At 70.7% G+C, this 22248-nt stretch carries 23 protein-coding genes; 11 read left to right on the top strand and 12 right to left on the bottom strand.

Annotated elements, in window-relative coordinates:
• Positions 1-88 precede the first annotated feature (88 nt).
• The 4 genes from AB0F91_RS25310 to AB0F91_RS25295 form a co-directional block, all read right to left on the bottom strand.
• Positions 89-1156, bottom strand: coding sequence for a DNA polymerase III subunit beta (locus tag AB0F91_RS25310; protein ID WP_360601119.1), 1068 nt, complete (start codon positions 1154-1156; stop codon positions 89-91).
• A gap of 64 nt (positions 1157-1220) precedes the next feature.
• Positions 1221-2483 (bottom strand): MFS transporter, encoded by a 1263-nt coding sequence (locus tag AB0F91_RS25305; RefSeq protein ID WP_360601117.1) that lies wholly within the window; start codon positions 2481-2483, stop codon positions 1221-1223.
• A gap of 591 nt (positions 2484-3074) precedes the next feature.
• Positions 3075-3749 (bottom strand): Crp/Fnr family transcriptional regulator, encoded by a 675-nt coding sequence (locus AB0F91_RS25300; protein ID WP_204092840.1) that lies wholly within the window; start codon positions 3747-3749, stop codon positions 3075-3077.
• A 159-nt stretch (positions 3750-3908) separates the two neighbouring features.
• Positions 3909-4160, bottom strand: coding sequence for a hypothetical protein (locus AB0F91_RS25295; RefSeq protein WP_204092841.1), 252 nt, complete (start codon positions 4158-4160; stop codon positions 3909-3911).
• A gap of 226 nt (positions 4161-4386) precedes the next feature.
• Here AB0F91_RS25295 and nth point away from each other — a divergent pair, with 226 nt between their 5' ends.
• The 4 genes from nth to AB0F91_RS25275 are packed head-to-tail and all read left to right on the top strand — an operon-like array spanning position 4387 to position 7556.
• Positions 4387-5070 (top strand): endonuclease III, encoded by a 684-nt coding sequence (gene nth / locus AB0F91_RS25290; RefSeq protein ID WP_360601116.1) that lies wholly within the window; start codon positions 4387-4389, stop codon positions 5068-5070.
• Positions 5067-5666, top strand: a complete 600-nt coding sequence (locus AB0F91_RS25285) for a TlpA disulfide reductase family protein (RefSeq protein WP_360601114.1) — start codon at positions 5067-5069, stop codon at positions 5664-5666. The genes nth and AB0F91_RS25285 overlap by 4 nt, the downstream gene beginning before the upstream one ends.
• Positions 5663-6367, top strand: a complete 705-nt coding sequence (locus tag AB0F91_RS25280; RefSeq protein WP_360601112.1) for a CoA pyrophosphatase — start codon at positions 5663-5665, stop codon at positions 6365-6367. Before AB0F91_RS25285 ends, AB0F91_RS25280 begins: the two co-directional genes overlap by 4 nt.
• A 4-nt stretch (positions 6368-6371) precedes the next feature.
• On the top strand, positions 6372-7556 hold the full coding sequence (locus tag AB0F91_RS25275; protein ID WP_360601110.1) for a MarP family serine protease: 1185 nt from the start codon (positions 6372-6374) through the stop codon (positions 7554-7556).
• 1 nt (position 7557) lies between these two features.
• Here the strand turns inward: AB0F91_RS25275 and AB0F91_RS25270 are convergent, their stop codons facing one another.
• From AB0F91_RS25270 to nhaA, 3 genes are read right to left on the bottom strand one after another with little or no spacing between them, the layout of a single operon-like run.
• On the bottom strand, positions 7558-8478 hold the full coding sequence (locus tag AB0F91_RS25270) for an alpha/beta hydrolase (RefSeq protein ID WP_360601108.1): 921 nt from the start codon (positions 8476-8478) through the stop codon (positions 7558-7560).
• A 47-nt stretch (positions 8479-8525) separates the two neighbouring features.
• Positions 8526-9026 (bottom strand): phage holin family protein, encoded by a 501-nt coding sequence (locus AB0F91_RS25265; protein ID WP_360601106.1) that lies wholly within the window; start codon positions 9024-9026, stop codon positions 8526-8528.
• 4 nt (positions 9027-9030) lie between these two features.
• Positions 9031-10275 (bottom strand): Na+/H+ antiporter NhaA, encoded by a 1245-nt coding sequence (nhaA, locus tag AB0F91_RS25260; protein WP_360601105.1) that lies wholly within the window; start codon positions 10273-10275, stop codon positions 9031-9033.
• Between the two features lie 210 nt (positions 10276-10485).
• Here nhaA and AB0F91_RS25255 point away from each other — a divergent pair, with 210 nt between their 5' ends.
• On the top strand, positions 10486-11943 hold the full coding sequence (locus AB0F91_RS25255; RefSeq protein ID WP_360601103.1) for a peptide MFS transporter: 1458 nt from the start codon (positions 10486-10488) through the stop codon (positions 11941-11943).
• A gap of 3 nt (positions 11944-11946) precedes the next feature.
• Here the strand turns inward: AB0F91_RS25255 and AB0F91_RS25250 are convergent, their stop codons facing one another.
• Positions 11947-12672 carry a VIT family protein gene (locus tag AB0F91_RS25250; RefSeq protein WP_360601101.1) on the bottom strand — a complete coding sequence of 242 codons (726 nt, stop codon included), beginning with the start codon at positions 12670-12672 and terminating at the stop codon, positions 11947-11949.
• Between the two features lie 122 nt (positions 12673-12794).
• Positions 12795-13025, bottom strand: a complete 231-nt coding sequence (locus AB0F91_RS25245) for a DUF2848 family protein (RefSeq protein WP_360601099.1) — start codon at positions 13023-13025, stop codon at positions 12795-12797.
• Between the two features lie 121 nt (positions 13026-13146).
• On the opposite strand from AB0F91_RS25245, the gene AB0F91_RS25240 reads away from it, so the two are divergent.
• Positions 13147-13443, top strand: a complete 297-nt coding sequence (locus tag AB0F91_RS25240) for a cupin domain-containing protein (protein WP_360601401.1) — start codon at positions 13147-13149, stop codon at positions 13441-13443.
• 45 nt (positions 13444-13488) lie between these two features.
• Here AB0F91_RS25240 and AB0F91_RS25235 read toward each other — a convergent pair whose 3' ends face one another.
• From AB0F91_RS25235 to AB0F91_RS25225, 3 genes are all read right to left on the bottom strand, one after another.
• Entirely contained in the window at positions 13489-13992 is a 504-nt protein-coding gene (locus tag AB0F91_RS25235; RefSeq protein WP_360601097.1) for a DUF6319 family protein, read from the bottom strand.
• A gap of 151 nt (positions 13993-14143) precedes the next feature.
• Positions 14144-16123: an acetate--CoA ligase gene (acs, locus tag AB0F91_RS25230; protein ID WP_360601095.1), complete on the bottom strand. Its 1980-nt coding sequence runs from the start codon at positions 16121-16123 to the stop codon at positions 14144-14146.
• Between the two features lie 94 nt (positions 16124-16217).
• Positions 16218-16799, bottom strand: a complete 582-nt coding sequence (locus AB0F91_RS25225; RefSeq protein WP_360601093.1) for a GNAT family protein — start codon at positions 16797-16799, stop codon at positions 16218-16220.
• A gap of 114 nt (positions 16800-16913) precedes the next feature.
• On the opposite strand from AB0F91_RS25225, the gene AB0F91_RS25220 reads away from it, so the two are divergent.
• The 5 genes from AB0F91_RS25220 to AB0F91_RS25200 all read left to right on the top strand — a co-directional run bounded on the left by AB0F91_RS25220 (position 16914) and on the right by AB0F91_RS25200 (position 22134).
• Entirely contained in the window at positions 16914-17420 is a 507-nt protein-coding gene (locus tag AB0F91_RS25220) for a phosphoribosyltransferase (RefSeq protein WP_360601090.1), read from the top strand.
• Entirely contained in the window at positions 17417-18139 is a 723-nt protein-coding gene (locus tag AB0F91_RS25215; protein ID WP_360601088.1) for an oxidoreductase, read from the top strand. The genes AB0F91_RS25220 and AB0F91_RS25215 overlap by 4 nt, the downstream gene beginning before the upstream one ends.
• An 88-nt stretch (positions 18140-18227) precedes the next feature.
• On the top strand, positions 18228-19001 hold the full coding sequence (locus AB0F91_RS25210) for a 3-hydroxybutyrate dehydrogenase (protein ID WP_360601086.1): 774 nt from the start codon (positions 18228-18230) through the stop codon (positions 18999-19001).
• A 32-nt stretch (positions 19002-19033) separates the two neighbouring features.
• A complete protein-coding gene (locus AB0F91_RS25205) occupies positions 19034-20356 on the top strand; it encodes an MFS transporter (RefSeq protein ID WP_360601084.1) in 1323 nt (440 codons plus the stop codon).
• A complete protein-coding gene (locus AB0F91_RS25200; protein ID WP_360601082.1) occupies positions 20353-22134 on the top strand; it encodes a GAF domain-containing protein in 1782 nt (593 codons plus the stop codon). Before AB0F91_RS25205 ends, AB0F91_RS25200 begins: the two co-directional genes overlap by 4 nt.
• Positions 22135-22248: the final 114 nt, after the last annotated feature.

Raw genomic sequence — 22248 nt, 5'->3', positions numbered from 1 at the left:
ACGAGGCTGTCCGCTCGGGGGTGGTCCTTCCGCGGCGAGCCGTCGGTGCGGTCGCGGAAAGCCCGCGGCCGGCGCGTCCCCCTCTGCCTCAGCGAGGCAGCATCGGCATGAGGTAGTACGTGAGGCTCACCTCCCGGGTCTCCGCCGCCGTCAGGACGCAGGCGCGCAGCCCCGGCTGGATCGACAGCCGCACGGTGGAATCCGCGAAGGGCGCGAGGGCGTCCAGGAGGTAGCGCGCCTGGAACGACGGCGAGGTGCGGCCGCCGCAAACGTTTGCCTTCAGGGTCTCCTCGGCTTCGCCCGTGTCGGCACGCGTGCTGGCGAGGCGGACGTGGGCGTCGCCCACCTCGAGGGTCAGGACGCGACGGTCTTCGGCGTATACGCCGACGCGGCGGATGGCCGCGGCGAGGGTGTCCGCGGGCAACTCGACCTTCGTGTCGACGTCGCCACTCGGAATCGCGTCGGCCGACAGGAACCCCGCGTCGAGCACGGCGGTGGTGACGGTGCCGCCGGTCCAGGCCAGGCCGAAGTGGCCGGTGTCGGCGTGGAGGGTGAGCGTGCCGGTGGCGTGGCGCGTGGCCTCGGTCAGCAGGCGCGCCGGCACGAGCACGTCGAGCGGCCCCCACGCCGCTCGCAACGGCACTCGCGCCACGGCCATGCGGTAGCGGTCCGAGGCGGTGAGCACGAGCGTGCCACCGGAGCCCTGCACGCGCACGCCGGTGAAGACCGGCAGCGGATCATCCTTGGCGGCCGTGCCCGCGACCGTGCGGACCGCGGCCGCCAGCAGCTCCCCGTCCACTTCGGACAACCGTGGGGGCCGTGCGGGCTCCACGCGCGCACCCCGGTCGAGCAGCGGCAGGGCGAAACGCGCCCCTTCCACGCGCACCGCCAGCCGGCTGCCTTCGACGACCAGGCGCACCTGGTCGAGGTCCAGCATCTTCAGCGTCTCGGCCAGCGGCGCCGCCGGCACGAGCACCTCCCCGTCGGTGTGGGACGTCGCCGGGCACGCCAAGCGTACGGACAGGTCGCGATCGCTGCCTGCGACCTCGAGCCCGTCCGCATCGGCGCACAGCCGCAGCGCGGCCTGCCTCGGCAGCAGGCGCGCGGCGGCGTTCACAGCCGTGGACAGGGGCCGTGCCGGTGACGTCAGGTCCATGCCCGCGAAGCTAGCGCCGGCCACCGACAAAAACCGGCCGTAGGCCTGCCGGCCTGCGGAAACGTCAGTGGCCGACGCCCACGAGCTCACCCGAGCCCGCCGGCTCCGCGGCCGGCACGCGCACCGTGCCGCGCATCAGCCACACCACGATCGCCAGCGCCACCCCGGCCACGCCGGCGGCCAGGAACGACGCGCTCGGGCCCGAGTGCTCGACCAGGTAACCGCTCACCGACTGGCCGGCGGCCAGCCCCAGCGTCACCGCCGTGAGGACCCAGCCGAAGGCCTCCGCGGCCGTACCGCGCGGCGCGACGGTCTCGATCGCCGTCGAGTGCGTGGTCGACTGCGGCGTGATCAGCGCGCCCGCCAGCAGCATCAGCAGCGCCAGCGCCCACAGCGACGACGGCAGCGCCAGCAGCGCCACCAGCGCGCCGAACCCGCCCAGCAACGCGGGCAGGCGCAAACCCAGCCGGCGCGGCCACGGGTGCAGGCTGTACGCCACGCCGAACGCCACCGACGTCAACGACCACGCCGAAAGCAGCAGTCCGCTCAGCGCCGCGTGCCCGGACTCCGTCGCGGCGGCCGGCACGGCCACCTCGACGAACCCGATCACCACACCGAAGCCCAGTGCAGCCACGGCGAGCGTCCGCATTCCCGGGCTCGCCAGCGCACCCAGCAGCCGCGTCTTCGCGCGCGGCGCAGGACCCCAGGCGCGCACGGCGGGGCTCAGCGCGAACACCGTCGCGCCGGTGACCATCGCCGCGGCACCCGCGACCATGCCCGTGCCGGCCCACGGCGCCGTGATCAGCAGGCCCGCGATACCCGGACCGAGGATGAAGAACACCTCCATGCTGATCGCTTCATACGAGAAGGCCGCGTTGCGCGCAGGGCCCTCCGGAAGCAGCTTCGTCCACAACGCACGCGAGGCCGACCCGATCATCGGCTCCGACAGACCCGTGGCGGCGGCGAGCGCGACCAGCATTGACGTCGGCGCGTGGCCCTCGATCGCCAGGGCCAGCGTGACCATCGACAGCGCGAACAGTCCCACCGTGACCAGGAGCGGCCGCGTGGGCCCGTAGCGGTCGATGAGCCGCCCCTGCACCACCGCGCCCACGGACACGCCGGCGAGCGAACTGGCGGAGACCAGCCCGGCGGCGGCGAACGAGCCGGTCTCGCGCTGCACGTAGAGCAGCGCCGAGATGCCGATCATCGCGATCGGCAAGCGAGCGAGCACCGACGCGACGACCGGGCGGCGAGAGCCGGGAGCCCTCAGCGCGGCACGGTAGTCGGCGAGTGTGGTGCGGCCTTCGGAGCGAGCAGAGTGGGACACGCGTACCAGTATGCCCGCGAGTGGTACGGAAGTACCAGTTATTTTCCGGTCAGGTGCGTCACCCCGTGGCTTACGCCGCAGAGGTCTCGATCCCGTAACGCTCTATGGATTCTCGGTGAACTAGTGCAACGAAACGGCCGAAGCCGCGTCCTTGAGAGTGAATGGCCTTGAATTCGTGGGTAGTGGCCATGATGGTTGAGAAACAGCACATCCCAGCTCCCTCCGGCATACGGGTCGGGGCCTGAACCGGAGGGCGGGGAGCGCGGGTCGTCGGGGGATGGCCCGCGCGAGGCAAGGAGCCGGTGCGCCACGTCGGGGGTGGCGCCCGGCTCCTTGTCTTTTGCGGCGGCTTCGCCGCCGCGTGCGGGATCGCGATCCCGCCGGGGGTCAGCTTCAGAGCCCTGGGGATCAGCTTCAGAGCCGGACTCAGTTTCGCCGTTGTGGAGGGAAAACGCTCTGCGACACGGCGCGGGCGGGCGGATGCCGCTCGTGTGGGGGACGCCCACAAACGCTGGATCCCAGCTCCAGCCCGGATAAGACGAAGGCCACCCGCCGCCGGTGAGGCGAGGGGTGGCCTTCGGAAAGCCAGAACTACCGCGCGCGGCGGGCCAGGCGCTCCGGGTCCAGGATCAGGACGCTCTTGCCTTCCAGCCGCAGCCAGCCGCGGTGGGCGAAGTCGGCGAGGGCCTTGTTGACGGTCTCGCGGGAGGCGCCGACGTACTGGGCGATTTCCTCCTGCGTGAGGTCGTGGGTCACGCGCAGGAGGCCGGCCTCCTGGCTGCCGAAGCGCTGTGCGAGCTGCAGGAGCGCGCGGGCCACGCGGCCGGGCACGTCGGTGAAGATCAGCTCGGCGACCATGTTGTTGGTCCGGCGCAGCCTGCGGGCGACGACGCGAAGCAGCTGCTCCGCGATCTCCGGGCGCGTCGAGATCCACTGGCGCAGGGCCGGGCGGTCCATGGTGACGGCGCGGACCTCGGTGACCGTGGTCGCACTCGACGTGCGCGGGCCCGGGTCGAAGATGGACAGCTCGCCGAACATGTCCGACGGGCCGAAGATGCCCAGCAGGTTCTCGCGGCCGTCCGGCGACTTGCGCCCGATCTTCACCTTGCCGGATTGGATGATGTACAGCTTGTCGCCCGGCTCACCCTCGCTGAAGATGACATGGCCGCGGGGGAACTCCACGGATTCCAAGGTCTGGGCCAGAGCCTCAGCGGCTGCCGGCTCAACACCCTGGAAAATGCCCGCACGGGCCAGGGTTTCGTCCACCTCGGGTGCCTCCTCGTCGAGAAACGATCACTTCCTTCGCAGGTCGAAGGCCGTGTCGCCGATCACTTTCGCGTCAGTCTAGGGCGTGTCGGCGAGATCGCCCGTCGGCTCGCCGCGCGGGGCGCGGCAGCCGGAGACGATCTCGCACGAACAGGGAGCCTAACTCCGCACGCGCCGCGCGCGAAGCCTGGCTGCCCGTCCGCCCAGCCTGCGGAGCCGGAACAGCTCCAGTGCGCGGCCGATTCCGTGGCCGTAAAGCGCCCTGACCTCGTTGGGTTGAGCCTGCTCGAGGAACTCCTCGACCTCGTTTTCCTGCACCGCGACGTGCTTAAGGCGGCTCTCCACCCGCTCCATGAAGAGAGCGAAGAACATGATCACCAGTGGGACCAGAATCACGAACCACGCGGTCATGACACACATCCACTACGGAAAGTAAGCATCGACTCCAGATCCTCGCTCCTCGCGGCACACGGTGCGCCGAGGTGGTGCTCTGGCGTGTCGGCCGTCCACCGGCGGGTGCTCCCGCCCGGCTCGTCCGACGCGCCCGTAGGCTATCGGGGTGCCACCTGCCGTCACGAACGCCCCCCGCGAGGGCGCCGATGAAAGCCGGCTCGCCTTGGTGAGACGCGCCCGGCGTATGAAGCGTTGCCTCGATGAGGTGTATCCCGACGCGAAAGCCGAGCTGGACTTCACGAACCCGCTGGAACTGCTGGTCGCGGTGGTGCTTTCCGCGCAGACCACCGATGTGCGGGTGAACCTGGTCACGCCCGCGTTGTTCAAGCGCTACCCCACGGCGGCCGCCTACGCGGGCGCGGATCGCACCGAACTCGAGGAGTTCCTGAGGCCCACCGGCTTTTTCAGGGCCAAGGCCAACTCGGTGATGGGCCTGGGTGCGGCGCTCGTGGAACGCTTCGACGGCGAGGTGCCCAAGAAGCTCGACGACCTCGTGACGCTGCCCGGGGTCGGGCGCAAAACGGCCAACGTCGTGCTCGGAAACGCGTTCGGCGTGCCGGGACTCACGGTCGACACCCACTTCGGCCGCCTCGTGCGCCGCTGGGGCTGGACCGCCGAGGAAGACCCGGTGAAGGTCGAGCATGCCGTGGGGGAGCTGATCCCGCGCAAGGAGTGGACGATGCTGTCCCACCGCGTGATCTTCCACGGCCGCCGGGTGTGCCACTCGCGCAAGCCGGCGTGCGGTGCGTGCCCGCTGAAGAAGGACTGCCCGTCCTACGGATTGGGACCCACCGAGTTCGAGGTCGCCGCGAAGCTCGTCAAGGGCGAGGAGCGTGAGCACATCCTCGAGCTGGCGGCGCGCGGGTGACCACGGTCACCAAGTGGGCACTCGGCGTCGCGGTCCTGGTGGTCGCGGTGCTGGTCGCCGTGCTCACGACCCGTGGCGGCTCGAAGGACGCGCCCGCGGCGACCGGTGACCTCGCCGGCGTGCGCGCGAAGGCCGCGCTGCAGGCCTGCCCGCCGCCGTCGCCCGGGCCCGCCGTGGCGCAGCTGTCCGGCATCCAGGCCGACTGCCTCGGCGACGGCTCGCGCGTCGACGTCGGCAAGATCCTCGCCGGCGGCCCGACGCTGGTGAACGTGTGGGCCTCGTGGTGCGTGCCGTGCCGCACCGAGCTGCCCGTGCTGCAGAGCTACGCCGCGGAGCCCGGTGCCGTGCGGATCATCGGCGTGCAGACCGCCAGCCCCGCCGCCGACGGGCTGGGGCTGCTGCAGCAGCTCGGCGTGCACCTACCGGCGGTCTACGACGGCCCTGGGGACACCGGTCCGATCCGCACCGCGCTCAAGGTGCCGAACTTGCCCGCCTCCTACCTCGTCACCCCCGACGGTCAGGTCCGTTTCATCTCCAGCCCCCGCACGTTCGACAGCACCGACCAGGTGCGCGCAGCTGTGAAGGACTTCTCATGACCGGACCGCTCGTCGACCCCGAAGCCGTGCCGGAGTGGCTGCGCCCGCTGGTCAAGGTGTCCGGTGAGGTCGACAGCCGCACGTTCACCCGCTTCACCGTCGACGAGACCCTCACGCGCTCGGCCGCGGTCCTGATCCTCTTCGGCGAGCGCGCCGACGGTCCCGACGTGCTGCTGCAGCGCCGCGCCGACACGCTGGGCTCGCACGCGGGCCAGGTGGCGTTCCCGGGCGGCGGCGCGGAGGACGGCGACGGCGGGCCCGTCGGCACGGCCTTGCGCGAGGCCGAGGAGGAGACGGGCGTGGATCCGGCGGGCATCCTGCCCGTCGCGATCCTGCCGGAGCTGCCCGTGCCGGTGTCGCGCTTCGCCGTGACGCCCGTGCTCGCCTACTGGCACACGCCCTCGCCCGTGCACGCCGTGGACCCCGGCGAGACGGCCGCTGTCGCGCGCGTCGCGCTCGCGGATCTCGCCGATCCGGCCAACCGGTTCCAGGTGCAGATGCGCGGCCGCCCGTGGAAGGGCCCGGCGTTCGACGTCGACGGCCTGTTCGTCTGGGGCTTCACCGCCGGGCTGCTGTCGGCGCTGCTTTCGCTCGGCGGCTGGGAGCGCGAGTGGGACACCGGCGACGTGCGCGACCTTGACGTAGCGTTGGCCGAACACCGGGCCCGCAATGCGGCGCGGGGAGAGGCGATCGAGGAGTGACGGCGTGAACTGGGTCGATGTCCTCGTGCTGGTGCTGGCGGTGCTGGCGGCCATTTCGGGGGCGTTCCAGGGCGTGATCGTCGCGCTGCCCGCGCTGATCGGGGTTGCCATCGGGGCGGTGCTCGGCGTGAAGCTGGCGCCGTTCGTGATCGAGCTGTTCGACAACCCCGTGGCGAAGGTGGCCTTCGCGCTCGCCGTGGTGGTGTTCCTCGTGATGCTCGGCGAAACGCTCGGGGTGTGGATCGGGCGCAAGCTGCGCCAGAAGATCAACCCCGACAAGCTGTCCGGAGTGGACAAGACGCTGGGCGCGATCGTCCAGGCCGCAGCGGTTTTCGTGGTGGCGTGGCTCGTGGCGAACCCGCTCACCACCGTGTCGGCCATCCCGGGCCTGGCGAAGTCCATCAACTCGTCGGTGGTGCTGGGCGAGGTCAACGACCTGATGCCGGCCGAGGCCCAAGGCCTGCCGAGCGACCTGCGCAAGCTGCTCGACGCGTCGGGCTTCCCCTCGGCGCTCTCACCGTTCGAGAAGGCACCGGCCGCCGACGCCGCGCCGCCGGACACGTCGATGAACATCACCGCGGTCGCGCGCCGGGTGCACCCGAGCGTGGTGAAGATCCGCGGCAACGCGCCGTCGTGCTCGAAATCGCTGGAGGGCAGCGGGTTCGTGATCGCGCCGCAGCGCGTGATGACCAACGCGCACGTGGTCGCGGGCACGGATGAGGTCGGCATCGAGTCCACGCGCGGCGACTACCGGGCGCGGGTCGTGTACTTCAACCCCGAGGTCGACATCGCGGTGCTGGCCGTGCCGGGCCTGTCCGCGCCGGTGTTGCCGTTCGCGCAGGAGACCGCGCGCGCCGGCGACAACGCCATCGTGCTCGGCTACCCGCTCGACGGCCCGTACACCTCCACCGCCGCCCGCGTGCGCGGCCGCATCAACCTGCGCGGCCCCGATATCTACGACGCGAACACCGTGCAGCGCGACGTGTTCACCATCCGCGCCGGCATCCGCAGCGGCAACTCCGGCGGCCCCATGATCACCCCCGACGGCGACGTGATCGGCGTCGTCTTCGGCGCCGCGGTGGAAGACCCGGACACGGGTTTCACCCTGACCGCGGAACAGGTACGCGCGGAGGTCGCGGCGGCGCCGTCGCAGACGACGAACGTGAGCACCGGCGCCTGCGCGAGCTGAGTCAGCTCACGAAGTCCACAACGGACTTCGTCACGCGGTCCGGCTCCTCCAGGTGCGGGAAGTGCCCGACGCCTGGCCAGACGCGGGGCTCGCCGTGCGGCCCGGCCCAGTGCACGGACGCGCGCGCGGTTTCCGGGACGATGCACGTGTCCACAGCGCCGTGCAGCTGCAGCACGGGCGCGGCGACGCGTTTGCCCACGGCGTCGGTGAAGCGCCGGCCCTCGCCGCGGAACTGCGCGCGGAAGGCCCAGCGGTAGTACTCCAGCGCGGAGTGCGCGACGCCCGGGATCAGCATCGCCTGGCGGAACCGCTCGACGGTGGCCGTGAAGTCCGAAGAGGACCGCCACGCCGGGCCGGACCAGCTGTGGAACAACGACTCCACATGGGCGGCGTCGTCGCGGACCAGCCACTTCTCCGGCGCCATCGGCACCTGGAAGCGGAACAGGTGCCCGGCCGCGCGGCCCTGGCGGCCGGGCGAACGCAGCACGGCGGACTTCAGTGCGAGCGGGTGCGCGCCACCGACGGCCGTCACCGAGGACACGAGCCGGGGGTGCAGCGAGGCGACGGTCCACGCGAGCATGCCGCCCCAGGCGTGGCCGACGAGGTGCGCACGGCGCGCGCCCAGGGCCTTGATCAGACCGCCGACGTCGCCCGCCAGCGTCCACGCGTCGTAGCCGCGCGGGGGTTTGTCGGAGTCGCCGTAGCCGCGCAGGTCCACGGCGACGGCGCGGAAACCCGCATCCGCGAGGCCGCGCAGCTGGTGATGCCACGTCCACCAGAATTCGCCGAAGCCGTGCAGCAGCAGTACCAGTGGTCCGTCGCCGAGCTCGGCGACGTGCAGGCGGATGCCGTTGGCTGAGACGTCGCGGTGCGTCCACGGACCGTCGATCCGGACGATCGACGGGTCGGGCGTGAGCTGCACTGCGGGCTCCGCTTCAGCCGGTAACTCAGCCTGGGTGCGGTGCCGCGTCAGGGACGGGTCGCGGGCAGGTGGTCTTCTTCGGCGGCGCGACGCGGCTTCAGGGCCGCGGCGGTCTCCTTGACGCTGTCGATGGTGCGCTCGGGCGCCTTCAGCTTCTTCACCTTGCGCCAGCCGAGGAACGCCGTGACGGCGGTGGTGAGCAGCATCAGGCCGAAGACGGTGAGGAACGCCGGCCAGCGGACGCCCCACCAGTCCGACAGGATCTCCGCGATGAACAGGAACAGGAAGTACGAGCTGTAGAGCCCCACCGCGAGGGCGATGAGGAAGTAGACGCCCCCCTTGAGCCCCTTCTTCATCTCGCCGACGAGCTCCGACTTCGCCAGCTCGACCTCGGCCCTGACCAGCGTCGACAGGTGCTGGGTGGCGTCGCCGACGAGTTTGCCGATGGACTGTTCCGCCGCCGCGGCTTCTTCGTCGCTCGACAGGGGCAGGTAGGGCACGGCCCCCACGCCGTCGGGGCCGGTGCGTTCGTGTTTGGGGCTGGTCACCGGGTCATCGTGCCACGGACCCGTTCCCCGGGCGCGGCGGACCGTCGGGAGTGTCGGGATCGGATCCGCGAGCGTGCGCCCGGCTGCGGCGCAACAGCAGCGCGGCGGATGCCAGCGAGGCGATGGCCGACGCGATCAGCACCGCCGCTTTGGCGAGCTCGCTCGTCGGGCCGTCGAGCGCGAGGTCCGAGATCAGCAGGCTCACGGTGAAGCCGACCCCGCCCAGCACCGCCAGCGCCGAGAGATCACGCCAGCCCATGCCGGTGGGTTTTTCCGCGACGCCCAGCTTCACCGCCAGCACGCTCGCGCCGAGGATGCCGACGAACTTGCCCACGACCAGTCCCAACAGGACAGCCAGCGGCAACGCGGTGGTGAAGACCTGACCCAACGCCTGTCCGCTCACCGAGATCCCCGCGGCGAACAGCGCGAACACCGGCACCGCGACCGCCGCCGACCACGGCTGCAGCCGGTGCTCCAGCCGCACCGCCGGGGCCTCGTCCTCGCCTTCGTCGGGCTTCACGCGCGTGAGCAGCCCGAGCGCGACGCCGGCGATGGTCGCGTGGATGCCCGTCGAGTGCACCGCGACCCAGGTGACCACCGCGAGCGGTACGTACAACCAGGCCGTGCGCACGCGTTTGTGCTGCAGGAACCAGTACACCGCCAGCGCCACCACGGCGACGGCGGCGGCCACGAGGTCGAACCCGGTGGTGAAGACGATCGCGATCACGAGGATCGCACCGAGGTCGTCGACCACCGCCAGCGAAAGCAGGAAGACACGCGCGCTGCTCGGCAGGTTCGACGCCGTCAGCGCGAGCACGCCGAGCGCGAACGCGATGTCCGTGGCCACCGGGATCGCCCACGCGCGGTCGATCCCCGGCGTGCCCCAGGCGACGGCCAGCGCGATCAGCGCCGGCACGACCATTCCGCCGACGGCCGCGATCACCGGCAGCACCGCCTGCTTGACGCGCGAGAGCTCACCCACCACGAGCTCGCGTTTGAGCTCGAGCCCGGCGACGAAGAAGAACAAGGCGAGCAGCCCGTCCTTTGCCCAGTCGCCGATCGAGAGGTTCAGGTGCAGGAACTCGGGGCCGACGTGGAAGTCGCGCACAGCTCGGTAGACGTCACCGGCCGGTGAGTTGGCCCAGATCAGCGCGACGGCCGTGGCGGCGAGCAGGATGATCCCGCCGGTCGTCTCCGTGCGCAGGTAGCGGGCGAACTCGGCGGCGCGGGCCAGGCGAGAAGCGGTCATGGACGGATCCTCCAGGTGCGGCAATCGTCACAAACATTGCCGACCAGGCTTCCCGGCGCACCTTTGACACCATCCTAGCGGGCCCCGTCCGAACCGGTCCGGACGGTCGATGACGCTCACCACACCCGGTCCGGTGTTCTGTTCACCCGTTCGCCTTCTAGCATGCGAATCGGAAACGACAACGTTGTCTAGGACAAGGACGAGACAGTTGTGAGTACCTCTACCGAGGCCCAGCACGACACGAGGTTCTTCGGACACCCACGAGGGCTGGCGAACCTCTTCGGCGTGGAGATGTGGGAGCGGTTCTCCTACTACGGGATGCTCGGCATCCTCGCCATCTACCTGTACTACAAGGCCGACCAGGGCGGGCTCGGCATCGACCAGGGCGACGCCCTCGGCGTCGTCGGCGCGTACGGCGGCACGGTCTACCTCGCCACCGTGATCGGTGCGTGGGTGGCCGACCGCCTGCTCGGCTCCGAGCGCACGCTGTTCTACAGCGCGATCCTGGTGATGATCGGCCACATCGCGCTGGCGCTGCTGCCCGGCCTGACCGGCATCGGTGTGGGCCTCGCGTGCGTCGCGATCGGCTCCGGTGGCCTCAAGGCCAACGCGACCGCCGTGGTCGGCACCCTCTACGCCGAGGGAGACGAGCGCCGCGACGCCGGCTTCACGATCTTCTACATGGGCATCAACCTGGGCGGCTTCATCGGCCCGCTGCTCACCGGGCTCGCGCAGTCGGAGGTCGGCTTCCACCTCGGCTTCGGGCTCGCCGCGATCGGCATGGCGCTCGGCTTGATCCAGTACACGCTCGGCCGCAAGAACCTGGGCGAGAAGGCGTCGGAGATCCCGAACCCGCTGCTGCCTTCGCAGCGCTGGCTGGCGACCGGCGTCGCCGTGGTGATCGTGGTCGCGGTGGTCGCGCTGATCATGTCCGGGGTGGTCGGGCCGTCTAACCTGGCCGACGTGGTCGTGTACGTGGTCGTCGCGATCTCGGTGGTGTACTTCGTGGTCATCCTGACCAGCAAGAAGATCACGTCCGACGAGCGCAGCCGCGTGTTCTCGTTCATCCCGATGTACATCGCGAGCGCCGCGTTCTTCTCGCTGTACCAGCAGCAGTCCACGGTCGTCTCGGTCTACAGCGACCAGCGCCTCGACCGGAACCTGTTCGGCTGGGACATGCCGGTGTCGTGGATCAACTCGATCAACCCGGTGTTCATCATCATCTTCGCGCCGATCGTCGCGGCGATCTGGACGAAGCTCGGGCCGAAGCAGCCGTCGACGCCGATGAAGTTCGTGCTCGGCACGGTGCTCATGGGTCTCGCATTCCTGCTGTTCCTGCCGATGACCAGCACCGGCGTGAACGGCAGCCCACTGATCGCGCTGGCCGGCATCCTGCTGGTGTTCACGATCGCGGAGCTGATGCTGTCGCCGGTCGGGCTGTCGCTGTCGACGAAGCTCGCGCCCCAGGCGTTCCGCACGCAGATGGTGGCGCTGAACTTCCTGTCGGTCTCGCTGGGCACCGCGATGTCGGGCAAGCTCGCGGAGTCCTACGACGTGCACGACGAGACGCCGTACTTCAGCATCATCGGTGGCGTGGCCATCGCGATCGGCCTGGTCCTGCTCGCGCTGATCCCGTTCATCCGGCGGCTGATGAAGGGCGTGCACTAGCTGCTAGGCGATGGTGGTGCCGAACAGCACTCCCACGAAGTAGGTGACGAGCATGGTGAGGGCGCCGACGCCGACGTTGCGCGCGATCGCGCGCCCCACCTGCGCGTTGCCCAGGCGCGCGCTCACGAAGCCGGTGAGTGTGAGGCCCACGACCACGGCCAGCGCGCACGCCCACACGCGCACCGACACCGCCGTCCAGGCGATGGACAGCAGCGGCAGCAGCGCGCCGACGGAGAACGCGATCAACGAAGCCCAGGCTGCCTGCCACGGGTTGGTGAGGTTGTCCGGGTCGATGCCCAGCTCGGCCTCGGCGTGGGCCTGGAACGCGTCCTTGCGGGTCAGCTCGCGCGCGACCTTCGCGGCGAGCTCCTGGGACAGGCCCTTGCGCTCGTAGATCTCGGCGAGCTCGCGTTCCTCGGCCTCGGGCATCGTTTTCAGCTCTTGCTTCTCGAGCTGCAGCAACGCGCGTTCGGTGTCGCGCTGCGTGCTCACGCTCACGTATTCTCCGCCGGCCATCGAAAACGCACCGGCCACCAGTCCGGCAATTCCGGCGGTGAGGATCGCGGTGCTGTTCGTGGTCGCCCCCGCGACGCCCACCACGATGCCCGCGACGGACACGATCCCGTCGTTGGCCCCGAGAACCCCGGCACGCAGCCAGTTCAGCTTGCCGCCGACGTCCTCGTGGGGCTCGTGGGAGTGGGAATCAGTCGCGTCCACCGTTTCTGTCACGGGAATAGTGAAACACGGAATTCGACTGATCGCCTCTGTCGGATCGGCAACATCAAGGAAGGGTTTCCTTATTTAATGGTGCCTATCCTTTGAAGGTCAGACGATCGGCGCCGGCAGCTGCTCTACGGTGTAGGCCAGCTCGAGCACATCCCCCGTGGCGGGTCGGTGAGGCTCACGCGCCGGCTCTTCCCGAACTGGTCCACGGCGGGGTCCATCGGCAGCGTGGCCGACAGCACCAGCGACCACTCCGCCTCGCAAGACGTTCGCCCGTGCTGCGCGGGCACGCTGCCGGCCTGCTGCGCGAGGTACGGCGCCACCGGGTACAGCGCCGGTGCCACCGCCGGCGTGGGCATCGCCGAGCTCCGCCGGCTCCTGCACGTGCGCGGCCACGTCCTCCTGGCCGCGGCCGGCGTAGCCCGCGTTGAGCAGGGCGTGGACGGTCGTCGTGATCCGGGAGCCGTCTCGAAGGAGGAAGTGCACCGGGAATCTCCGGGAGTCTTGCGTGAGAGAGAACGCGCCGCGCACGGGCTCGTGTACGAGATCCGTTACCCGGCCGGCGTCGGGTCGCCCGTGCACAGTCACGACCACGACAGCGTCATCTACGTGCTCGAAGGTCGGCTGACCGGTGCGGTCGGCGGTGCGCCGGGAGAGCTCGGCCCCGGCGACACCGCGATGCACCCGCGTGGAGTCGAGCATCAGGTGATGGCCTTTGTGGACAGTTGCTGGCTCGAGTTCAAAGCACCGCTACCGAAAAGCCCACCCCTGGCATGAAAAAAGCCCGGCAACGAAAGCCGGGCCTTTTCACGGAACAAACACTCAGACGTCGAGCTCCGCCAGGGCCGCCTTGGCGGCTTCGAGCTCGGCCTCGAGCTGCGCGACCTTCGCGGCCTGCGCCTCGCGGGCCTGATTGATGACCTCGTCGATCGGGCCCGACAGGTCCTGGTGCAGCTCCTTCGCCGCGCGCGAGACGGCGGCGGCCGGGATCTCCAGGCCCTTCGCGACCCACTTGCTGCCGTTCTTGAGCTCGGCCTGCCACTCGCCGTCGGCCGTGCCGGTGACGGTGAGCGTGAGCTCCACCGTGCGAGTCTTCTTCGCGGTAGACGCGGGCGTGGCCTTCGGGCGGCCGCGCTTCGGCTTCGGCGCCTCTTCGGCGGCCGGGGCGGCCGCGTCTGAATCGGAAGACGACGCAGGTGAGGCAGTGGTCTCAGTGGGCTCGGTGACCTCCGGGGCGTCGGCGGTCTGCGCCGAGACAGGAGCTGCCTCGGTCGTCGCCGCTTCGGCCGCGGTGTCCTCGTCGTGCGTCAAGGCTTCCACGGTCATTCGTGTCGTCTCCTTGCCCGGGTCTGGGTTGGGTACAGCGGCACATCTTAGAACATGCGTTCGATGCCCGCCATTCGGGGTAGTCATGAAGGAAGGGGCCCTCCCGGCCGGGAGCGCCCCTTCCTCACGGGCAGAATCTACCCCGCGCTGACTACTCCTCCTTGCCCGACTGCAGGCCGGAGGAGATCAGGTCCATCACCGACGAGTCCGCGAGCGTCGTGACGTCGCCGATCGCCCGGTTCTCCGCGACGTCGCGCAGCAGGCGGCGCATGATCTTGCCCGAGCGCGTCTTCGGCAGCTCCGGCACGACCATGATCTGGCGCGGCTTCGCGATCGGGCCGATCTCCTTCGCGACGTGGTTGCGCAGCTCCTGCACGGCCTCGTCACCACCATCGACGGCGTTGCCCCGCAGGATCACGAACGCCACGATGCCCTGCCCGGTCGTCGGGTCGGCCGCGCCGACCACGGCCGCCTCGGCCACGGTCGGGTGTGAGACCAGCGCCGACTCGACCTCGGTGGTCGAGATGCGGTGGCCCGACACGTTCATCACGTCGTCGACCCGGCCCAGCAGCCAGATGTCACCGTCGGCGTCGTACTTCGCGCCGTCGCCCGCGAAGTAGAAGCCCTGCTCGGCGAAGCGCGACCAGTACGTCTCGCGGAAGCGCTCCTCATCGCCCCACACGCCGCGCAGCATGCCCGGCCACGGCTTGTCGAGCACCAGGTAGCCGCCACCACCGTGGGGCACCTCCTGGCCCTGGTCGTCCACGACCTTCGCCGAGACACCCGGCAGCGCGCGCTGCGCCGAGCCCGGCTTGGCGGAGGTGACGCCCGGCAGCGGCGAGATCATGATCGCGCCGGTCTCGGTCTGCCACCACGTGTCGACGACCGGCGTCTTGTTGGCGCCGATGGTCTCGCGGTACCACATCCACGCCTCGGGGTTGATCGGTTCGCCGACGCTGCCGAGCACGCGCAGCGACGTGAGGTCGTACTTGGCCGGGATATCCGCGCCCCATTTCATGAACGTGCGGATCAGCGTCGGCGCGGTGTAGTAGATGGAGACCTTGTACTTCTGCACGATCTCCCAGTGCCGGCCCTCGTGCGGGGTGTTCGGCGTGCCTTCGTACACGACCTGCGTGACGCGGTTGGCCAGCGGCCCGTAGACGATGTAGCTGTGGCCGGTGATCCAGCCGATGTCGGCCGTGCACCAGTACACGTCCTCGCCCGGCTTGTGATCGAACACGTTGTGGTGCGTGTACGCGGCCTGCGTGAGGTAGCCGCCGGAGGTGTGGAGGATGCCCTTCGGCCGCCCGGTGGTGCCGGAGGTGTAGAGGATGAACAGCGGGTGCTCGCTGTCGAACGCCTCGGGCGCGTGCTCGGCCGACTGCCCGTCGACGAGCTCGTGCCACCACAGGTCGCGCCCGTCGGTCCACGGCACCTCGCCGGCGAGGTCGCTGCCGGCGCGGCGGACCACGATGACCTTCTCCACGGTTTCGGCGCCCTCGAGCGCCTCGTCCACATTGGCCTTCATCGCGGCGGCCTTGCCGCGGCGGTACTGGCCGTCGGAGGTGATCACGATCTGCGCGGCCGCGTCGTCCACGCGGGCACGCAGCGCGGTCGGGGAGAAGCCGCCGAAGACCACGCTGTGCAGCGCGCCGATGCGGGCGCACGCGAGCATCGCGAAGATCGCCTCGGGCACCATCTGCAGCTGGATCGCCACTACGTCGCCGGCGGTCACGCCGAGCGAGGTCAGCGCGTTGGCGGCCCTGGAGACCTCGTCCTTCAGCTGCGCGTAGGTGATGTCACGGGTGTCGCCGGGCTCACCGACCCAGTGGATGGCGACCTGGTCGCCGTGGCCGGACTCGACGTGCCGGTCGACACAGTTGTAGGCGACGTTGAGCTTGCCGCCGACGAACCACTTCGCGAACGGCGCATTGGTCCAGTCCAGTACCTGGGTCCACTTCGTGTCCCAGCTCAGGCGCTCGGCCTGCTCGGCCCAGAACTGCTCCCGGTCCGCGTCCGCCTTCTCGTACGTGTCGGCCTTGGCGTTGGCCTGAGCGGCGAACTCGTCGCTCGGTGGGAAGGTGCGGCTCTCGGTGAGCAGGTTGTCCAGCGCTGGGGACTGCTCGGTCATGGTGCAAGGCCTCCTGTAGTGCGAACCCGCGGCTCACGGCACGCTAGCGACGTTAGTCCGCCCAGGACAAGGATGCAGCCGTGTGGGCGCGCCCTCAGGCGAGGCGGGCCAGCAGCCGGGCGCGTGCGCCGGGCCATTCAGCTTCCGTCATCGAGTACACCACCGTGTCGCGCGACGTGCCGTCCGGACGGATCCGGTGGGCCCGCAGCACCCCCTCACGCAGCGCGCCGAGCCGCTCGATGGCGCGTTGCGAACGCAGGTTGCGGCTGTCGGTCTCCCACGCCACGCGCTGGGCACTGAGCTCCTCGAAAGCGTTGCGCAGCAACAGGAACTTGGCCTCGGTGTTGAGCCCGGTACGCTGCCAGCGCGGGCTGATCCACGTGTGCCCGATCGAGAGGATCCGGTGCTTCGCCGCGACCTGGTAGTACGACGTGGTGCCGGCGACGAGGCCCGTGGCGACGTCGATCTGCGCCCACGCGCGGCGGTCGGGATCGGCCGTGGCGGCCTCGACGAACCGCTCGGCGTCGGCCGGGTTCTCGAACTGCCGGACGCTCAACCAAGCCCAGATCGCCGGATCCTGACCGGCCTCGAAGAGCCCCTTGGCGTGGGCCGGGCCGAGTGGCTCGAGGCGCACGTGGGTGCCGGACAGGGTCGGGTGGTCGCTCCAGTCGCTCACGAAACCCACGCTACGGCGTGAAGTGGCCGTGTTCGATAGCCAGTTCTCGATCGTTTCTCCATGCCACTTCCGGGTTGCTTATGCTCGCGGGAACGATCGAGGAGAGGCAAGAGCATGGCTGAAGACGGCGCGGCGCGGGAAGAACTCACCTGGGAGTTGTTCGGCACCGCCAGCAGGGAGCTCGCCGGGCAGGTCGCCGCCGACGGCTTCGAGCCCGACCTCATCCTCTCCATCGCCCGCGGCGGGCTCTTCGTCGCCGGCGCGCTGGGTTACGCGCTGGACGTGAAGAACCTGCACGTGATGAACGTGGAGTTCTACACCGGCGTCGACCAGCGCCTCGACCTGCCGGTGATGCTGCCGCCGGTGCCGAACGTCGTGGACCTGAGCAACAAGAGGGTGCTCGTCGCCGACGACGTGGCCGACACCGGTGCCACGCTCAAGCTCGTGCGCGACTTCTGCGCCGACCACGTGGCCGACGTGCGCTGCGCCGTGATCTACGAAAAGCCGCATTCCACGGTCACCAGCGAGTACGTGTGGCGCCGTACCGACCGCTGGATCAACTTCCCGTGGTCGGTCCTGCCTCCGGTCGTCAAGCGCGCCGGGCAGGTGCTCGACGCATGAGCGACCCGCTCGAGCCGCTGCTGGAGCTCGACGGCGTCGCCGCCGCGGCCAAGGCGGCGCAGGACGCGGTGTTCGCGGTGCACCGCTTGCCCGCCAACCTGCGCGGCGGCGCGGAGACGGCCGCCGAAGCGTCGGTGCGCGCCGCGCGAGCGTCCGCCGGCATCGACGGCGCGAACCCCGAGCTGCCCGCGGACGGCGCGGTCGCCGACCCCCTGCTCGCCGGCGCACTGCGCGTGGCCGAGTCGCTGGAACCGCTGCTGCCCACCTGGCGGCGCGCGCCGCTGCAGGCGCTGGCCCGGCTGCACGTTCTGGCCGCGGCCGACGTCGTCGACGATCCCGACGCGCTCGGGCGGCCCCGTGCCGGTGGTGAGCGCCTGGAGCTGCTGGCCCAGCTCGTCACGGGGGCGACGTCCGTGCCCGGGCCGGTGCTCACGGCCGTGGTGCACGGCGAGCTGCTGGCACTGCGCCCGTTCGGCTCGGCCGACGGCGTGGTCGCCCGCGCGGCGGCGCGCCTGTCGATGATCGCGACGGGCCTGGACCCGAAGGCTCTGACCGTGCCGGAGGTGGCATTCTTCCGGCGCGTGCCGAAGTACGTCGAGCTCGCTTCCGGCTTCGCCGCCGGGACGACGGACGGGGTGCGGGAGTGGCTGCTGTTTTGCTGTGAGGCGTTCGAAGCCGGTGCGCGGGAGGCGCGCGGCATTTCGTCCGCCGCAGGTTAGGGGTGTGGTCCGGCCACACTTGCTCTTGCCAGGCTGTGGTGGGCGGACACATGGTCGGCGAGGTGGGTGAGTCCTAACCTCGTAGCCCATGACCAGTGGGGTACGTCACAGCTCGCCGGGTGACCTTGATGGCCGCGTCGCTCTCGTGACCGGTGGCGCGAGCGGAATCGGGCTCGCGTGTGTCCGGGCATTGGCCGCGGCCGGCGCGAAGGTGCACGTCGCCGACCTCGACGCGCGCGGTGCCGAAGCGGCCGCGGCCGAGATCGGCGGGTGGGCGCACGTCGGTGACCTGACCGAACCCGCGGTGATCGACGCGTTGCCCGACGAGCTCGACGTGCTCGTGAACAACGCCGGGTTCCAGCACGTGGCCGCGCTGCCCGAGTTCCCGCCCGAACAGTTCGCGCGGATCCAGGCGCTGATGGTGACGGCGCCGTTCCTGCTGATCCGCCGGTCGCTGCCGGCGATGTACGCGCGTGGCTGGGGCCGGATCGTCAACGTCTCCAGTGTCCACGGCCTGCGCGCCAGCCCGTTCAAAGCCGCGTATGTCACGGCGAAGCACGCGCTCGAGGGACTGTCCAAAGTGGCCGCTCTCGAAGGCGCGGAACACGGCGTGACGTCCAACTGCGTCAACCCCGGCTACGTGCGCACGCCGCTCGTCACGGGTCAGATCGACGCGCAGGCCGCCGAACACGGCCTCGACGCCGACGAGGTCGTGGAGCAGGTGCTGCTGCGGCGCGCGGCCATCAAACGGCTCATCGAACCGGCGGACGTCGCCGACCTCGTGGTGTGGCTCTGCGGCGAGCACGCCGGGCACGTCACGGGCGCGTCGCTGCCCCTCGACGGCGGCTGGTCGGCCGCCTGAAACCCCGTCCCCACAACGAAGTGGAGTCTGCAGTGACAACACCAACCCGGGCCGGTCTGCTGCGCGTGGTCGGCGCGAGCCTGATCGGCACCACCGTGGAGTGGTACGACTTCTTCCTCTACACCTCGGCCGCCGCGCTCGTGTTCAACAAGCTGTTCTTCCCGAACGCCGACCCGCTCACCGGCACGCTGCTCGCGCTGCTGACCTACGCGGTCGGTTTCCTGGCGCGGCCCATCGGCGGGCTGGTGTTCGGCCACTTCGGCGACCGCATCGGGCGCAAGCGCCTGCTCGTGGTGAGCCTGGTGATGATGGGTGGTTCGACGTTCCTCATGGGCGTGCTGCCCACGTACGGGGCGGTCGGGGTCCTCGCCCCGATCCTGTTGACGCTGCTGCGGCTCGTGCAGGGCTTCGCGCTCGGCGGCGAGTGGGGCGGCGCGGTGCTGCTCGTGTCCGAACACGGTGACGACCGGCGGCGCGGATTCTGGGCTTCGTGGCCGCAGACCGGCGTGCCGGCCGGGAATCTGCTGGCCACGGCGGTGCTGGCGATTCTCGCGACGGTGCAGTCCGACGCGACGTTCAACTCCTGGGGCTGGCGTATCCCGTTCCTGCTGTCGGGCGTGCTCGTGGCGATCGGGCTGTGGGTGCGGCTGGCGGTCGCGGAGTCGCCGGTGTTCCTGGCCGCGAAGGCCGCGGCGGGTCAGGAGGAACCCACGCCGATCGTGGACGTCTTCCGCGGACACCTGCGCGGGCTGGTCGTGACCTTCGGGGCGCGGCTGGCGGAGAACGTGTCGTACTACGTGATCACGGCGTTCATCCTGGTCTACGTGACGACCGGGCTCGGCCTCCCGAAGGCGACGGGGCTCACGGCCGTGCTGGTCGCCTCGGCCGTGCACTTCGTGACGATTCCCTTGTGGGGCTTGCTCTCCGACAAGGTCGGGCGCAAGCCGGTGTACTTGGTCGGCGTGGTCGGCATGGCCGCGTGGGCGTTCGGCTTCTTCTGGCTGCTGGACCTGCGCTCGACGGGCGCGGTGATCGGCGCGGCGACGATCGGGCTCGTGGTGCACGGCGCGATGTACGGGCCGCAGGCCGCGTTCTTCGCCGAGCAGTTCCCCACGCGCGTGCGCTACACGGGCCTTTCGGTGGGCGGGCAGCTGTCGTCGATCGCGGCGGGCGCGATCGCGCCGATCATCGCCGTCGCGCTGTTCCAGGCGTACCACTCGACGGTGCCGGTTTCGGTCTACGTCGCCGCGATGTGCGTGCTGTCGGTGCTGGCCCTGCTCGGCGCGCGGGAAACGCGTGGCGAGTCGCTGCACGAGTCCGAGACTGCCGCCGCGAGGCCTTCAGTGACAGCATGACCTGTGTGGATCCCTACCGCCGGTTGCTCGAGCTGCTCGCCGCCGGGGCGAGCAGTGAGCAGCTGGCGCACGCCGCCCGCGAGTCCGGCGCTGATGCGACGGAGCTCGCGCTGCGCGTGCGCGAGACGCTCACCGAGCACCAGCGGCGGGAAACCGAGCTCACGGCGTTGTTCGACACCGCGAGCGACCTCGCGCGGCTGCGTGACCCGGAGGCGGTGCTGCGCTCGATCGTGCGGCGGGCGCGGACGCTCCTCGGCGTCGACGTGTCGTACCTGAGCCTGAACGACGAGGCCGCGGGCAAGACCTACATCCGCGTCACGGACGGCTCGGTTTCCGCGTTGTTCCAGCAGATCGTGCTCGGGATGGGCGAGGGGCTCGGCGGACTCGTGGCCCAGACCGCTCGGCCGTACGCGACGGCGGACTACTTCGCCGACGCTCGCTTCCGCCACACCTCGCCCATCGACACCGGCGTGCTGGAGGAGGGCCTCACGGCGATCCTCGGTGTGCCACTGGCCATCGGCGGCAAGGTGCTGGGCGTGCTCTACGCGTCGGACCGCGCGCCGCGCGAGTTCTCGACGGCGGAGGTCGCGCTGCTGTCGTCGCTGGCCAACCACGCGGCGATCGCCTTGGACAGCGCGCACCTGCTCGACGAGACTCGCCGCTCGGCCGCCGAGCTCAACGCCGTGAACGCGACCATGCGCCGCGCCGACGAGGCTCACGACCGCCTGATGGACCTCGTGCTCCGCGGCGGTGACCTACCGGAGGTCGCTGCGGAGGTGGCGGGCGTGCTGCGTGGCGAAATCGCCGTCCACGACGCTTCCGGTGACTTGCTGGCCGGTTCCGTGCTGTCGTTCGACGCGTCGGCGGTGGCTTCCTCTCGCGGCAGCGGGCGCGCGGAGTCCACACCGGACACGTGGGTGTGCGCGGTGCGGGCCGGTCAGGAGCTGCTGGGCAGCCTGACGCTGGCGGGCCGGCCGGAGCTGGCGGGAGCGGACCGGCGGTTGTTCGAGCGCGCGGCCGTGGTGACGGCGTTGCTACTCATGCTGCGTCGGTCCGTCGCGCAGGCCGAGGACGAGGTGCGCGGCGAGTTGCTCACAGACCTGCTCACGGCGCCCGCGCGCAACCCGGCGTCGCTGACGGCCCGCGCGCGGCGGCTGGGTGTCGATTTGTCGGCGCCGCACGTGGTGCTCGTCGCCCACGCGCCCGGGATCTCCCGCCGTGGTCTCGCGTCGGCGTGCGTGCGGTACGGCGACCTGGTGGGTGTGCACGCGGAGCAGGTGGTCGCCCTCGCGCCGGAGGGCGTCGCGCCGGCCAAGGTGGCTCGCGAGCTTCAGTCCGTTGTGGACTGTCCGGTGACGGTCGGTGCCGCTGGTCCCGCGAAGGGCCCCGCCGCGCTTGCCCACGCGTACGCCGAGGCCGTTCGCTGCGTGAGCACGCTGCTCGCGTTGGGCCGCGAAGGTGACGGTGCGGCGATGACCGAGCTGGGCTTCCTCGGCGTGCTGCTCGGCCGCCACGCCGACCTGCCCGCCTACGTCACGGCCACGCTCGGCCCGGTCCTGGACTACGACTCCCGCCGCGGCACCGACCTCGTCGGCACGCTGCGCGCGTACTTCGCGGCCGGCGGGAACCTGGCGCGCGCCAAGGACGAGCTGCACGTCCACGTGAACACGGTGGTGCAGCGCCTGGACCGCGTCTCCGCGTTACTGGGCGACGACTGGCGTGAGCCGGAACGCGCGTTGGAGATCCAGCTCGCGCTGCGCGTCCACCGGCTGAGCTGAGCGTCAGTCCGCGGTGGTCAGCCGCGCCGACCACTTCTCCTCGATGCGCCCGAACCGCCACACGGCGAGCGCGACCACCCAGGTGAAGATGAACAGCCCGACGATCGCGAACCC

Source organism: Amycolatopsis sp. NPDC023774 (assembly GCF_040639695.1).
GTDB lineage: Bacteria > Actinomycetota > Actinomycetes > Mycobacteriales > Pseudonocardiaceae > Amycolatopsis.
The sequence above is the reverse complement of the archived record's forward strand: the minus strand, read 5'-3'. Positions and strand labels throughout refer to the sequence as shown.

Coding starts and splice junctions, on each gene's coding strand:
- nhaA (WP_360601105.1), bottom strand. CDS start 10,275: ATGACCGCTTCTCGCCTGGCCCGCGCCGCCGAGTTCGCCCGCTACCTG.
- acs (WP_360601095.1), bottom strand. CDS start 16,123: ATGACCGAGCAGTCCCCAGCGCTGGACAACCTGCTCACCGAGAGCCGC.
- AB0F91_RS25245 (WP_360601099.1), bottom strand. CDS start 13,025: ATGCCCACGCCGGCGGTGGCACCGGCGCTGTACCCGGTGGCGCCGTAC.
- AB0F91_RS25295 (WP_204092841.1), bottom strand. CDS start 4,160: ATGACCGCGTGGTTCGTGATTCTGGTCCCACTGGTGATCATGTTCTTC.
- AB0F91_RS25235 (WP_360601097.1), bottom strand. CDS start 13,992: ATGACCGTGGAAGCCTTGACGCACGACGAGGACACCGCGGCCGAAGCG.
- AB0F91_RS25220 (WP_360601090.1), top strand. CDS start 16,914: ATGGCTGAAGACGGCGCGGCGCGGGAAGAACTCACCTGGGAGTTGTTC.
- AB0F91_RS25280 (WP_360601112.1), top strand. CDS start 5,663: ATGACCGGACCGCTCGTCGACCCCGAAGCCGTGCCGGAGTGGCTGCGC.
- AB0F91_RS25310 (WP_360601119.1), bottom strand. CDS start 1,156: ATGGACCTGACGTCACCGGCACGGCCCCTGTCCACGGCTGTGAACGCC.
- AB0F91_RS25200 (WP_360601082.1), top strand. CDS start 20,353: ATGACCTGTGTGGATCCCTACCGCCGGTTGCTCGAGCTGCTCGCCGCC.
- nth (WP_360601116.1), top strand. CDS start 4,387: ATGAAGCGTTGCCTCGATGAGGTGTATCCCGACGCGAAAGCCGAGCTG.
- AB0F91_RS25215 (WP_360601088.1), top strand. CDS start 17,417: ATGAGCGACCCGCTCGAGCCGCTGCTGGAGCTCGACGGCGTCGCCGCC.
- AB0F91_RS25210 (WP_360601086.1), top strand. CDS start 18,228: ATGACCAGTGGGGTACGTCACAGCTCGCCGGGTGACCTTGATGGCCGC.